Annotated in this window: 13 protein-coding genes and 1 other RNA gene; 7 read left to right on the top strand and 7 right to left on the bottom strand. The window is 57.9% G+C overall.

From position 1 onward, the window contains the following. Positions 1-40: 40 nt before the first annotated feature. Positions 41-1,156, bottom strand: coding sequence for a DEAD/DEAH box helicase family protein (locus ABI660_RS20360; protein ID WP_348071536.1), 1,116 nt, complete (start codon positions 1,154-1,156; stop codon positions 41-43). A gap of 302 nt (positions 1,157-1,458) precedes the next feature. Here ABI660_RS20360 and ABI660_RS20355 point away from each other — a divergent pair, with 302 nt between their 5' ends. Beyond that, entirely contained in the window at positions 1,459-2,091 is a 633-nt protein-coding gene (locus tag ABI660_RS20355) for a hypothetical protein (protein WP_348071534.1), read from the top strand. A 110-nt stretch (positions 2,092-2,201) separates the two neighbouring features. Here the strand turns inward: ABI660_RS20355 and ABI660_RS20350 are convergent, their stop codons facing one another. The 6 genes from ABI660_RS20350 to ompA form a co-directional block, all read right to left on the bottom strand. Then, a complete protein-coding gene (locus ABI660_RS20350; RefSeq protein ID WP_348071539.1) occupies positions 2,202-2,282 on the bottom strand; it encodes a hypothetical protein in 81 nt (26 codons plus the stop codon). 209 nt (positions 2,283-2,491) lie between these two features. Beyond that, positions 2,492-3,706: an integrase arm-type DNA-binding domain-containing protein gene (locus ABI660_RS20345; RefSeq protein WP_348071532.1), complete on the bottom strand. Its 1,215-nt coding sequence runs from the start codon at positions 3,704-3,706 to the stop codon at positions 2,492-2,494. 193 nt (positions 3,707-3,899) lie between these two features. Continuing rightward, positions 3,900-4,286, bottom strand: a transfer-messenger RNA (tmRNA) gene (ssrA, locus tag ABI660_RS20340). Between the two features lie 12 nt (positions 4,287-4,298). Further along, on the bottom strand, positions 4,299-4,964 hold the full coding sequence (locus ABI660_RS20335; protein WP_348071530.1) for an HAD-IA family hydrolase: 666 nt from the start codon (positions 4,962-4,964) through the stop codon (positions 4,299-4,301). 13 nt (positions 4,965-4,977) lie between these two features. Continuing rightward, positions 4,978-5,685: a bifunctional 2-polyprenyl-6-hydroxyphenol methylase/3-demethylubiquinol 3-O-methyltransferase UbiG gene (gene ubiG / locus ABI660_RS20330; protein WP_348071528.1), complete on the bottom strand. Its 708-nt coding sequence runs from the start codon at positions 5,683-5,685 to the stop codon at positions 4,978-4,980. Between the two features lie 69 nt (positions 5,686-5,754). Beyond that, on the bottom strand, positions 5,755-6,390 hold the full coding sequence (ompA, locus tag ABI660_RS20325) for an outer membrane protein OmpA (protein WP_348071526.1): 636 nt from the start codon (positions 6,388-6,390) through the stop codon (positions 5,755-5,757). Positions 6,391-6,645: 255 nt separating this feature from the next. Between ompA and gyrA the strand changes: the two genes are divergently transcribed. From gyrA to ABI660_RS20295, 6 genes are all read left to right on the top strand, one after another. Next, the gene (gyrA, locus tag ABI660_RS20320) at positions 6,646-9,303 is read left to right on the top strand and encodes a DNA gyrase subunit A (protein WP_348071524.1); all 2,658 of its coding nucleotides are present in this window, start codon (positions 6,646-6,648) and stop codon (positions 9,301-9,303) included. Further along, entirely contained in the window at positions 9,300-9,857 is a 558-nt protein-coding gene (locus ABI660_RS20315) for a DUF2059 domain-containing protein (protein WP_348071522.1), read from the top strand. The genes gyrA and ABI660_RS20315 overlap by 4 nt, the downstream gene beginning before the upstream one ends. 68 nt (positions 9,858-9,925) lie before the next feature. After that, complete coding sequence (pheA, locus tag ABI660_RS20310) at positions 9,926-11,008, top strand: prephenate dehydratase (protein ID WP_348071520.1); 1,083 nt, start codon at positions 9,926-9,928, stop codon at positions 11,006-11,008. Positions 11,009-11,053: 45 nt separating this feature from the next. Next, positions 11,054-11,932 (top strand): prephenate dehydrogenase/arogenate dehydrogenase family protein, encoded by an 879-nt coding sequence (locus ABI660_RS20305; RefSeq protein WP_348071518.1) that lies wholly within the window; start codon positions 11,054-11,056, stop codon positions 11,930-11,932. 10 nt (positions 11,933-11,942) lie between these two features. Next, complete coding sequence (locus ABI660_RS20300) at positions 11,943-13,931, top strand: bifunctional 3-phosphoshikimate 1-carboxyvinyltransferase/cytidylate kinase (RefSeq protein WP_348071516.1); 1,989 nt, start codon at positions 11,943-11,945, stop codon at positions 13,929-13,931. Positions 13,932-14,070: 139 nt separating this feature from the next. Next, on the top strand, positions 14,071-14,242 hold a 172-nt coding region (locus tag ABI660_RS20295; protein ID WP_348071538.1), incomplete at its 3' end, for a S1 RNA-binding domain-containing protein.

The raw sequence follows: 14,242 nt of genomic DNA, 5'->3' as shown, positions 1-14,242 counted from the left end.
TCGCGAACACCTGATCGCCCAGGCCGTCGTCAAGACGGGATCACCGCGCGCTTACTGCGCTGTCGCTAAAGATTCTAGGGGTCGCGGTCATGTAGAGGCGCTTCTTGCCCCTGATAAAGCTCTGGTCGTGGACTTTGACGAAGTGCGATTCGGTGTCGCCGTCCAAGGTCACACCGGTGGTCCGATGAGCCTCGTCACACACAATAAGGTCAAATTCGGGCAAACCCTTCTTCTGGGCAGAGGCTACTACCTCAATGGATTGGTAGGTGGAGAAGATCACCGTCAAATCTCTCTTACCAGCAAACGCTTGCACTTGGTCGGCGAGTTTTTGAATATCGGTCGTCGCAGGGAACGCCAGATCATGCGCGCTGATGTCCTCGCTTTCGTTCCTTTTTCCCACCTTGGAATCTGAGCAGACTGCAAAGCTTTGCATGCTAATTTCAGTTTCAGCAGTCCACTCTCTCAGCGTTTGAGACAGCAGGGAAATTGAAGGCACAAGAAACAACGCGATGCCACCTTTGGGCACGAACTTTTCAGTGATCTTGAGGGCGGTAAAGGTCTTGCCCGTGCCACAAGCCATGATGAGCTTGCCACGGTCGCTTTCAGTAAAGCCGTCTTCGGTCTTTTCCAAGGCCTTCTTTTGATGATCCCTAAGCTTCTTCTTGGCCTTGAGCTTGATAGCTGTCGGCTTCTTCATGGAGAACTCAGACCAATCAATCGGGCTATCCGCCAAGTCCCGCACTCGCAAGCGTGAAACAGGAACGTGCTGGTTCTCTAGAGCTTCTTCAGCATGCTTTCCCCACTTGTCGGTGGTGGAGACAATGATCCTTGAGGTGAAAGGAGCTTTACCCGAGGCCGTGAAGAACGAATCAATGTCGGCCTTCTGCAAGGTATGACTTGGGTCATAGAACTTGCATTGAATGGCGCAAAATCCACCTGTGTAGCGCTCCTTAGCTACAAGGTCTACGCCAACATCTGGTCGATTGCCACGATCAGGCCATTCATTCCAGAGCCAGACGTCGCTGAATTTGTCCTGATAGAGCGGATCCGTGACTAGATACGTTGCGAATAGCTTTTCAAACTTGTCACCCAAGTCTCGATTTGAGGTTGCCGCGTCCCTGAATTCGTCGAGGATTGTATGAATGGTTGTCGTCATTTCTTGACTATTCGCCTTTTTTGTGCTTTCAGCATCCGCATTCGCCTTACACAGAAAGGGAGCCCCGCAGCATCTTAATCCGCGTTACCCCTTGAACCTGTTCCATCTCAAGCAAATTTGGACGGTATTCAGTAATTGACGAAGGCATCAGGACTTGATCATCGAATTCTTGCGGATTTACACAAAGTTATTTGGTTATAGACGCCGATTTTTCGTGAAATAATTGAATCACCAAAGCTCAATACGAAACCTCTAACGGCAAAGTTTTGAGCCTGGTAAACAGCGCAGCAGCGCCGTCTAGAGTGAAATCCGGCATCAAAACCGGACCCCACATTCACTCAATTCTGAAATTCCAAGAGTTTTCCAATACCAGAGCTGTTCTAGGCCTCAGGTCAGTACTGCTGCGCGCATTTTTCAATCCTCAAATCAAGGAGCGCATCCCATGGCAACAAACCCGCAACCAACACAGGCCTGCCCGAGGGCTTCAAATCACCATTCCAACGCGTCCAAATGGAAGAGCGCATGGACGCGCCTGCATCGCCACACTCACCGGCCGCAAACTGGAGGAAGTTCACGCCTTGGCCGTCCAGTTTGGTGTGCCAGCGTTCGGACCGTACTTCATCACGGAAACCAAGATCGCTGCTCTGCTCATTAACCTGAGCGGCTTGGTGGTCACCAGCTACAAGGACTTCACAAGCTTTGTAGAGCTGCCGGAAGTGGCATTACTCCTGGTCGAGTATGACGAGTTGACCGAGCTTGGACGTCACGTCCTCTATCACAGAGTGAAGGGAACAGGTGGCGCGAAAGACTTCGCCTACGTGATTGACCCGGCTTCATGGATCGATCCTAGCGATCATTTCAACACCGCCCTGAGCAACTTCACGCCAGCCTATTACATCGGCGTCACCGCCAAGCCGCAGCCCAAAGGGAAATAGGCTATCAGCGGAGTTGGTCTGGAGACGGCAAATCAGCCAGCAGGCGTTGAATCTGCCGACGCAAGGCTTGTGACGCTCTGGTGTACTTAAACAGCAGATCCGCCACAGCATCATCTGAGGCATAAAAAAGCCGGGGTGACGTCAAGCACCTTGGCCAGCTTCTCTGCAGTCAGAAGGTCGGCACGGTGCACGCCAAGCTCATATCGGTTGATCCTGGAGCTGGCGACGAATTCATCGATACCGGCCTGGATCCCCAACTGCTTTTAACGAGCTGGCGAAAAAAAGCCGCAATGAAAATTTTGCGGCTTGTGAGTTGACGTGTAAGTCGTTGACATGTAAGCTAAAAATCTTTATTAATCAACGACTTACAACCAATAATGGCGGAGTGGACGGCCTCGCGCTAAGGATTCGTACGAAGCATGTCTAGATAGTCAGCCCAACTTTGCATCATTTCAGCCCGATGCTTCAGGTATTGAGTACGGTTGTAGGCTCGACCATTGGCATCTTTCACCGCATGAGCTAGTTGGGCCTCAACCACCAAAGGGTCGCAGTCGAGCCGCTCGGCCAGCATGGTTCTAGCTGTTGCCCTAAACCCATGCCACGTTTGCAGATCGGACTTATATCCCATCGTAATCAACGCAGTTCGCACGGAGTTTTCTGAAATTGGCCGATCGTGATTGCGTTCACCGGGAAACATGAGCCGCCCATGACCGGTGTACACCCGAAGTTCACGCAATATTTCGACCGCCTGGCGCGGCAACGGCACGAAATGAGGAGGCCCATTTTCTTTTCCCGCCTTCTCCCGTTTCATCCTGGCTGCCGGTATCTCCCACATCGCTTGGTCGAGTTCCACCTCGGACCACTCCCCCGCTCTTAGCTCACCGGGTCTTTGAAACAGCATAGGCGCCAACTTCAAAGCCGCACGCACTATCGGTCCACCCTTGTAAGCATCGATTGCACGCAACAATATCCCCAACTGCTTCGGGTCGGTAATCGCCGCGAAGTGGGTGCCTCGATAAGGCGTCAGCGCACCCTTTAAATCAGCCGTTATGTCTTTGGTTACCCTGCCAGTGGCAGACGCATAACGCCACACTTGACGCGCCAGCATTAAGCCGCGATCTGCTGTTTCGACAGCGCCCCGCTCCTCCACTTTTCGCAAAGCAGCAAGCAGTTCTACAGCTTCTATTTCTTGTATGCGACGCTCACCCAGCCATGGAAAAAGATCACGCTCGAACTGCCTTAGAGAACGGTCTGCATGTGCAGGGCTCCAATCGGGCGCCTGCTTCGCGTACCACTCCAGTGCTACCGCCCTGAACGTATCGCCTTGAGGGTTTGTGGATTTGAGTTTTTCAACTTTTCTAAGCTGAATTGGGTCAAGGCCAGCGGCCTTCTGCAACCTTACCGCATCGCGCGCACCGCGCGCGGCAGCGAGGCTGACATTCGGATAGCTACCAAGTGCCATCCGCCCCTCTTTGCCGTCTGCATAGATCTTGCAAAACCAGCGCTTAGACCCGCCAGGGCTAACTTCAAGATACAACCCTCTTGAATCGGCAAACCGTGCGCGCTTCTTATCCGGCGGACACTCAGCGTTTTTACAGTGTCTGTCAGTCAGCATAGCAAACCTTCAACAGCAAACCGGGGAACAGACATCAATTATAAAGGAGTTCCGTCAGCTGTTCCCCGCTTTGTTCCCCGTATTTGCTTTGGATAGTGTTAAATCTCGTTGCACTTAATTGCACAATATTTAAGCATTCCCCAATGAAAAAGGCCGCTTACTGTACTTCAGTAAACGGCCTTGGACGTTATAGTGGTGGAGCTGGGGGGATTTGAACCCCCGTCCGCAAGCCTTGTTCGGGCAGATCTACATGTTTAGCGGTCTGATTTAAGTCTCGCCACCTGAGTCGCGCAGTCGCACGCTACACAGGACGCCAGCACCCTATTTTCTTGCCCCGGGTTAAGGTACCCAGCCCGGAGCCAGCCGATAAAATTATCTTTACAGCCGGGAGCTTTCAACTTGCGTTAAAAACCCCTTGCCCAGCCCATCGGCCTGCTGTTGTAAAGCTCACTGGCAATTAAGCAGCGAGTGCGAAACGTTCGTCGTTTGCAGTTAGTTTGTTTGAATCAGTTTTACGAGCACACTCAGCTCGACATGCACCACACCGCGTCCGAACCCACGTCGAAACCAATGCAGCCCCAAGCTGGGTAGTTTAAGCCATTCGCAGCAAATTCAAGAGTGCCCCTGGTGAAACAATGGTGGCGTCGGCTTTCCAGCCTTGCATGTCGGCCATCGCACCAAGATAACCGTAAGCTGCAGCCACCGTCGGCATGCCTGCGGCGCGTCCCGCAACAATGTCACGTTCGTCATCCCCGACGTAAACACACCGGTCAGGACCAAGCCCGAGCTGCCGGGCCGCCTCCAACAACGGGGCCGGGTGCGGCTTGGAATGCGGCGTTGTATCGCCGCTCACAATCGTTCGGGCCGTGCTGAACAATGCCATCTGACGGGTCAGCGGCAGGGTGAAGCGCTCCGACTTGTTGGTGACCACACCCCATTTGAGCCCAGCACTGTCTATTTGCGCAATCAGCTCGGCCACGCCTTCGAAGGCGCAGGTGCGTTCGGTCATGCAGGCTTCGTAGTTCGTGAAAAACTCTTCTTTCAGGGCCCCGTAGTCGGCATGATCCGGTGCAAGGCCAAAAGCCACACCAATCATGCCGCGCGCACCGGCGCCGGCCATGGGCCGGTAATCCGCCAGCGGGAGCGAAACCAGTCCTCGATCGGTTCGCATCTTGTCGGCTGCGGCGCCGAGGTCAGGCGCACTGTCGATCAGCGTGCCATCCAGGTCGAACAACACCGCCTCAATATCGTTAAACATCGGCCAAATTGCCTCAGGGTTTCTGCGTGGCCAGCATGTAGTTGACGCTGGTGTCGGCACTGAGCCAGTAATGACGGGTCAAGGGGTTGTATTCCATTCCCCTGGTCTGCTGAAGATTGAGCCCGGCGCCCCGGCAATCAGCGGCCAGTTCACTGGGTTTGATGAATTTGGCATATTCGTGCGTGCCGCGGGGCAGCAGATTCAGCATATATTCCGCACCGACAATGGCAAACAGGAAAGCCTTGGCGTTGCGGTTGATCGTCGAGAAAAAAACCTGGCCGCCCGGCTTGACCAGCGTCGCGCAGGCGCGCACGACAGACGACGGGTCCGGCACGTGTTCCAGCATTTCCATGCAAGTGACCACATCGAAACTGCCGGGTTGCTCGGCGGCCAGCGCTTCCGCGCTGATTTCCCGGTATTCGACGCCCTGGGTTCCCGCCTCGAGTGCGTGGAGCTGGGCGACCTTGAGCGCCTTGGTCGCCAGATCAATGCCCAAAACCTGCGCACCCTGGCGGGCCATGGCGTCGGCCAGAATGCCGCCGCCGCAACCGATATCGAGGACCCGCTTGCCTTTGAGCGGCGCCAGGTCCTCTATCCAGCCAAGTCGCAGGGGATTAATCTGGTGCAAAGGACGAAATTCACTCTCGGTGTCCCACCAGCGGTGGGCCAGATCGGAAAATTTGGCCAGTTCGGCCGGGTCTGCGTTTTCAGTGGTGTGCATGAATCTGATTATCGCCCGCCCATAAAAAAACCGCGCCGTAGCGCGGTTTTTTAAGTGATCCGGGAAGGATTACTTGTTGGCGCGGGTGCCAACCACTTCGATTTCCACGCGACGGTTCTTCGCGCGGCCTTCGCTGGTCTTGTTGTCAGCAACAGGCTGTTTCTCGCCTTTGCCTTCAGTGTAGACACGGTTTTTCTCGATGCCCTTGGACACCAGATAAGCCTTCACAGCCTCAGAGCGGCGAACCGACAATTTCTGGTTGTAAGTGTCGCTGCCGACGGCGTCGGTGTGACCGACTGCAATGATGACTTCGAGGTTGATGCCCTTGATTTTGCCAACCAGATCGTCAAGTTTGGCTTTGCCTTCAGGCTTGAGCACAGACTTGTCGAAATCGAAGAAAGCATCAGCTGCGTAGGTGACCTTTGTCGCCGCGGGAGGAGCTACGGGCGCAGGAGCGGGAGTAGCTGCAGGCGCAGCAGCAGGAGCCGGGGCAGCAGGAGCGGCAACGGGAACAATGGCGCCATCGCAGCCCGGAGCGGCAGTTGCCGGGGTCCAGTTGGCATCACGCCAGCAATATTCGTTGGTACCGTTTTTCCAGACCAACTCATTGGTGCCGTTTTTCCAGTTGTCGATTGTTTGTGCACCAGCGGCGGTTGCAAGCGCTGCGGAAGCAAACAACATTGCCACTTTGTTGAGTTTCTTCATGGTTCTCCTCTAGAGAAAAGCCGCAGACTTGCTGCGATTGGATACACGCCGTGAGTGACCATCACTCAAAGCGTTACAGTTATTGTGCCATAGCTCATTGAGCGTTCAAGCCGTGTATCGGCTTCGTCCGACACAGAAACGAGAATCTTTGTTTTTTGTTGCGGACTTGCCACACCCCTGTCAAGCCCTTTGCAGGCCTTAAAATCAGCAGGCTTATCTCCCCATGCGCGTCGCAAAATCCCACCCAGGCCTCTCATGACCCAGTTTGCCAAAGAAACCCTGCCCATCAGTCTTGAAGAGGAAATGCGGCGCAGCTACCTCGATTACGCGATGAGCGTGATCGTCGGGCGCGCCTTACCCGATGCCCGCGATGGCCTCAAGCCGGTTCACAGGCGGGTGCTTTTTGCGATGCATGAGTTGAACAACGACTGGAACCGGCCTTACAAAAAATCTGCGCGTATCGTCGGCGATGTGATAGGCAAATATCACCCGCATGGTGACCAGTCCGTGTATGACGCCATCGTCCGGATGGCCCAGGACTTTTCCCTGCGCCACATGTTGGTCGATGGCCAGGGCAACTTCGGGTCGGTGGACGGCGATAACCCGGCAGCCATGCGGTACACCGAAATCCGCCTGTCGAAGATCGCCCAGGAAATGCTGGCGGACATCGACAAGGAAACCGTCGACTTTGGCCCCAATTACGATGGCAGCGAAAAAGAGCCCCTCGTCCTGCCTTCGCGCATTCCCAACCTGCTGATCAACGGTTCCGGTGGCATCGCGGTGGGTATGGCCACCAACATCCCGCCGCACAACCTCAATGAAGTCGTCGATGCCTGTCTGCACCTGCTGAAAAACCCTCAGGCCAGCATCGACGAGTTGATGGAAATCATCCCCGCGCCGGACTTCCCCACCGCCGGCATCATCTACGGTATCAACGGCGTCAAGGACGGCTACCGCACCGGCCGCGGCAAGGTGGTCATGCGCGCGCGCTGCCATTTCGAGGATATCGACAAGGGCCAGCGCCAGTCCATCATCGTTGACGAACTGCCCTACCAGGTCAATAAAAAGACCCTGCAGGAACGCATGGCCGAACTGGTGCACGAAAAGAAGATCGAAGGCATCAGCCACATCCAGGACGAAAGCGACAAGTCCGGCATGCGCCTGGTGATTGAACTTAAACGCGGCGAAGTGCCGGAAGTCGTCCTGAACAACCTGTACAAGCAGACGCAGCTGCAGGACACCTTCGGCATCAACATGGTGGCGCTGGTCAACGGACAGCCCAAGCTGTGTAACCTGAAGGACCTGATTCAGGTCTTCCTGTCGCATCGCCGTGAAGTGGTAACGCGCCGTACCGTGTTCACCCTGCGCAAGGCACGCGAGCGCGGCCATGTGCTCGAAGGCCTGGCGGTTGCCCTGGCCAACATCGACGACTTCATTGCCATCATCCGGAATGCGCCAACACCGCCAGTTGCCAAGGCCGAGCTGATGCTGCGGCCCTGGGACAGCAGCCTGGTGCGCGAAATGCTCACCCGCACCCGCGCCGACGGCGGCGTGGTCAATGCCGACGACTACCGCCCGGACGGGCTGGAGAAGGAATTCGGCATGGGCAACGACGGCCTGTACCGGCTGTCAGAAACGCAGGCCCAGGAAATCCTGCAGATGCGCCTGCAGCGCCTGACCGGCCTGGAGCAGGACAAGATCGTGGCCGAGTACAAGGAAGTCATGGCGGAAATCGACGACTTGCTGGACATCCTGGCACGTCCCGAACGCGTCTCGACCATCATCGGCGAAGAACTCGCTGTCATCCGCCAGGAATTCGGCCAATCCAAGCTGGGGATGCGCCGTAGCCAGGTCGAGCATAGCTCCTTCGACCTGAGTACCGAGGACCTGATCACGCCGACCGACATGGTGGTGACGCTCTCGCATACCGGTTACATCAAGAGCCAGCCGCTGTCCGAATACCGCGCGCAAAAACGCGGGGGCCGCGGCAAGCTCGCCACCGCCACCAAGGAAGACGACTGGGTCGACCAGCTTTTCATCGCCAACACGCACGATTACATCCTGTGTTTCTCCAACCGCGGCCGGCTCTACTGGCTCAAGGTGTGGGAAGTCCCGGCCGGATCGCGCGGTTCGCGCGGCCGCCCGATTGTCAACATGTTCCCCTTGCAGGAAGGTGAAAAAATCACCGTGGTGCTGCCGCTGACCGGCGAAAAACGCAGCTTCCCGGCGGATCAGTACGTGTTCATGGCCACCAGCATGGGCACAGTTAAAAAAACGCCCCTCGAAGACTTCAGCAATCCGCGCAAGGCCGGCATCATCGCTGTTGACCTTGATGACGGCGACTACCTGATCGGCGCAGCGCTCACTGACGGCAAGCACGATGTGATGCTGTTTTCTGACGGCGGCAAGGCGGTACGTTTCGACGAAAACGACGTGCGTCCCATGGGCCGCAATGCCCGCGGCGTGCGCGGCATGATGCTCGACGACGGCCAGGGAGTGATTGCCATGCTGGTTGCGGAGGACGAGGAGCAAAGCGTTCTGACCGCTACCCAGAATGGCTATGGCAAACGCACCTCCATTCAGGAATACACCCGCCACGGCCGCGGCACCAAGGGCATGATTGCCATCCAGCAAAGCGAGCGCAATGGCAAGGTTGTTGCGGCGACTCTTGTGCATGTGGACGACGAGATCATGCTGATCACCGACAAGGGTGTGCTGGTTCGCACCCGAGTCAGCGAGATCCGCGAGATGGGTCGCGCCACCCAGGGCGTGACGCTGATCGGGCTGGACGAAGGCTCCCAGCTCAGTGGCCTGCAGCGCATCGTCGAAAATGACGCCACGCTGGACGACAATGACAGCGACCCCGACACAGATTCAGGCAAACCCGCCTCCAACCCGGAAACCCTTCAATGAAAAAAATACTGACTGCAGTGGTCATGGCCGCCTGCGCCCTGACGGCCACCAGCCATGCACAACCTACTGACCCGAAGCTCGAATGGGCCACACGGCTGGTGGCCTTGCAGCAAGGCCCCGACCTGGACAGCCTTGTCGAGCAACTCGCCGGCAGCGCGACCCAGGACCTGATCGGCGGCTGGGAATCCCGGCTCGAATCCGCTCCCAAGGCCAAGCAGGCCAAAGCGACGGAAGACCTCAACGCCGAACTCGCCAAATTTGCGGCTGACGCCAACAAAATCATCGCGGGCAAGGTCGCCCAGGCCAGCAAGGATGCCCTGGTACCTGCATACATGGAGCGCTTTACCCTGGACGAACTCAAGCAGCTCACGGCATTTTTTGAATCCCCTGCCGTTAAAAAATACAAGGCGGCGACGCCTGAACTGGTCAATGTGTTTGTCAAGAAACTGGTGGAAACCTCCAAGACTGACATCCAGGCCCGTGCCAAGCAATTTAATGAAACCGCCGAGAAAATTGTCGGTCCGGCACCGGCCGTCAAACCAGCGAAAAAATGACGCCCAGTTTTTCTTTGAGCCAGCCTGCGCGTCACCGCCCCACCTGTGGGGTTTGAACCCTTTCACCCATGACCCGAACCCTTCAGCAACTTCGTCAGGGCATTGACTCTGTGGACCAGCAATTGCTGGCACTTCTGAACCAGCGTGCCGCACTGGCCAACGAGGTTGGTGAGCTCAAGCGTCACGACGGCTCGCCGGTCTTCCGGCCCGAGCGGGAGGCCCAGGTCATCCAGGGGCTGCAGTCCTCCAACCCCGGCCCGCTCAAAGGCGACAACATCGCCCACATCTGGCGCGAGGTCATGTCGGCCTGCCGTGCGCTCGAGGCCCCGCAGCGCGTGGCCTACCTCGGCCCGGCCGGCACCTTCAGCGAACAGGCGGCGGTGCAATTTTTCGGCTCCAGCATCGAACACGTTCCCTGCGCCAGTTTCGACGAGGTGTTTCGTGCGGCCACGGCGGGTACCGCCCAGTTCGGGGTGGTTCCGGTGGAGAACAACACCGAAGGTGTGGTGACACGCACGCTGGATCTGTTCCTGAATTCCCCGCTGCACGTGGTTGGCGAAACCAGCCTGCTGGTTCGCCACAATCTGCTGCGCCTCTCGGCCTCGCTCGACGGCATCGAGGTCGTTCTTGCCCACGCGCAAGCGCTGGCGCAATGCCAGGGCTGGCTCGGAACGCACCTACCCGACGCTGAACGGCGCGCCGTGTCCAGCAACGCCGAAGGTGCACGCCTGGCCGCAGGCAACCCAGCCTGGGCCGCCATTGCCAGCGAACGCGCCGGCGCCGAATTCGGCCTGCACATCGCCGCCCATGCAATCCAGGACGATGCCTTCAACCGCACCCGCTTTGCCGTGATCTGCCTTCCGCAGATACTGCAAGCCCCGCAGGCATCCGGCAAGGACTGTGTCAGCCTGATCGTCTCCGTGCCCAACAAACCCGGCGCCGTTCACGACATTCTGGTCCCGCTGAAAACTCACGGTGTGTCGATGACGCGTTTCGAATCGCGTCCGGCCCGCTCGGGCCAGTGGGAATACTTCTTCTACATTGATTTGCAGGGCCACCCCTCGCAGCCCAATGTGGCGGCTGCCTTGAAAGACCTGCAACAACTTTGTGCCTTCTACAAGGTGCTGGGCACTTACCCCGTCAGCGACTAAAAACAACACCCATGAAGCAACTGCAAACCATCCTGGCGCCCTTTCATGTTTGAGCAACTGGGACTGATAGGCTGCGGCCTGATGGGCGGCTCCTTTGCGCTGGCGCTCAAACGTGCGGGCCTGGTCAAACGCATTGTGGGTTACAGCAAATCACCCTCCACGACAGAACGTGCCCGGCAAATGGGCGTCATTGATGTGGAAGCGCCCTCGGCCCTGCTGGCGGTTTCCGGCGCTGACATTGTTCTGCTCGCCGTCCCGGTATCCGCCACCGAAGCAAGCTTCAAGGCCATCCGCCATCTGGTGACACCCACGACCCTCATCATGGATGTCGGCTCCACGAAACGCGATGTGGTCGATGCAGCACGCCGGGTACTGCGTGACCATGTGGGCTGTTTTGTGCCGGCGCATCCCATCACCGGCAAGGAAGTGTCTGGTGTCGAGCATGCCGATGCAGACCTGTATACCGGCAAACAGGTCATCCTGACGCCCATCGAACGAACCTTCACGGTGCAACTCCAGAAAGCCGTCGATGTCTGGACAGCGCTGGGTTGCAATGTCACCAAGATGTCCCCGCAGGCCCACGATGCGGCGTATGCCGCCGTCAGCCACCTGCCCCATCTGATCGCCTTTGCGCTGATCAACAGCATTTCCGGCCAGGCTCAGGGCAAGGACTACCTATCGCTGGCCGGCCCCGGATTTCGCGACTTCACCCGCATCGCGGCGAGCGATCCGAAAATGTGGCGCGACATCCTGGTCGCCAACCGCGAAGAGCTGCTGGAACAGTCAAAAATCTTTCAGGAAGCCCTGCATTCGCTCGAGAAACTGATCGCCAAGGCCGACGGCGATGCACTGGAAGAACGCATCGACCACGCCAGCCATACCCGCGCCAACTGGCGAATCACCCCCACAAAATCCATCAAGTAGGCGCGGGGCGATGTTCGATACCGAGTTCCTGGACATCCCGGCACTGACGGCTGCAGGCGGCACCGTTCGCCTGCCCGGCTCCAAAAGCATCTCCAACCGGGTTTTGCTGCTTGCCGCTCTGAGCGAGGGCCGCACCACGGTGCATGACCTGCTCGCATCCGACGACACCGCGGTGATGCTGGCAGCGCTTCGGCAACTGGGCTGCACGGTGGCGCAAAAGGGCACCACGGCCATCATCGACGGTCTGGGCGGCCAACTGGCACAAAAACAGGCCAGGCTTTATCTGGGCAATGCGGGTACCGCCATGCGACCGCTGACAGCGGCACTGGCGCTGCTCGGCGGCGACTTTGAATTGTCGGGTGTGCCGCGCATGCACGAACGGCCCATCGGCGACCTGGTCGATGCCTTGCGCCAGCTCGGCTGCCATATCGACTATCTCGGGCAGGATGGTTTTCCGCCATTGCACATCCAGACCGGACACCTCACACTGAACGCGCCTATCCGGGTACGCGGCGATGTGTCCAGCCAGTTCCTGACAGCCCTGCTGCTGGCCCTGCCACTGGTGGCAAGCCGGGACATCACGCTGGAAGTCGTCGGCGAGCTGATTTCCAAGCCCTATATCGACATCACGCTCAAGCTGCTGGCGCGTTTCGGCATCCAGGTTCAGCGGGACGGATGGCAACGCTTCACGATCCCCGCCGGAAGCCGCTACCGTTCGCCCGGCGACATCCATGTCGAGGGCGACGCCTCATCCGCTAGCTATTTCATAGCGCTTGGCGCAATAGCAGCGCCGGCTACAGGCCAAAATGGCATAAAAATTGAAGGTGTAGGCGCAGACTCGATCCAGGGTGACATCCGTTTTGTCGAGGCAGCACGGCAAATGGGTGCGCTGGTTGACAGCAGCGCCAACACTCTGACCATCCGGCGCGGTGCCTGGCCGCTCAAGGCCATCGACCTGGACTGCAACCACATTCCCGATGCTGCCATGACCCTGGCGGTGATGGCTCTGTACGCCGACGGCACCACCACCCTGCGCAACATTGCCAGCTGGCGCGTCAAGGAAACCGACCGCATCGCCGCCATGGCCTGCGAGTTGCGCAAGCTGGGCGCCGGCGTCGAGGAAGGCGCCGACTACCTGCGCATCACGCCGCCGGGGCAATGGCAGACCGCACCTATCCACACCTATGACGACCATCGGGTGGCCATGTGTTTTTCCCTGGCAGCGTTCAATCCCGCCCGGCTCCCCGTCCGCATCCTGGATCCAAAATGCGTAGCCAAGACCTTCCCGGACTACTTTGAAACACTCTTCTCGGTGGCACACGCCGAGCGAAATTCGATTCCCGTGCTCTGCATTGACGGCCCGACCGCTTCCGGCAAAGGCACCGTCGCAGCACTGGTGGCACGCCGGCTGGGTTACCACTTTCTCGACTCCGGCGCCATGTACCGCATCACCGCCCTGGCGGCCATGCAGGCCGGCCTGGCCATCGAACCGGCACAGGAAGCAGCGATTGCGGCCTTGGCAAGGCAATTGCCGGTCCGTTTTTCCGACGGCAAGGTCTTGCTGGGTGAGCAGGATGTCACCGAAACGATTCGCACCGAGGAAGCCGGCATGAACGCTTCCCGCGTATCTGCCCTGCCGGCGGTCCGTCTGGCCCTGGTGGACCTGCAGCACAGCTTCAGGCAGCTCCCGGGCCTGGTGGCCGACGGCCGGGACATGGGCACGGTGATTTTCCCGGATGCCCCCCTGAAAGTCTTTCTGACGGCGAGCGCCCGGCAAAGAGCCGAACGGCGCCATAAGCAATTGATTTCAAAGGGAATTTCGGCTACAATCGCCGGGATTCAGCAGGATTTGGAGGCCAGGGATGCACGTGACATGTCACGGCAATCCGCCCCTTTGAAGCCCGCTGATGACGCCAGGCCACTGGACAACTCCGCACTCTCGATTGAAGAATCGGTCGCGCAAGTGCTCAACTGGTGGCAAGGCCTACGGCCCTTCTGACCTTCAACGTACGCCAGTACACGGTCAACAGGAATATTTAACTTAACCCGCGGATCATCCGCACAAAACCGCCGCAGTCAGCTCTAAAAACGATAGCAATGGTGCTCTCGGAAACCTGCCCTGTGGATTAGGAAAATCAATGTCTGAATCTTTTGCCGCCCTATTTGAAGAATCGCTGAAACGCTCTGAAATGCGTACCGGTGAAGTTATCACCGCTGAAGTTGTTCGTATCGATCACAACCACGTGGTTGTGAATGCCGGACTCAAATCCGAGGCTTATGTCCCCCTCGAAGAATTCAAGAACGACCAGG

This window comes from Polaromonas sp. (assembly GCF_039930745.1).
Classification (GTDB): Bacteria; Pseudomonadota; Gammaproteobacteria; order Burkholderiales; family Burkholderiaceae_C; genus Polaromonas.
Note: the sequence above shows the minus strand (reverse complement) of the source record. Positions and strands in the feature narration are given on the sequence as shown.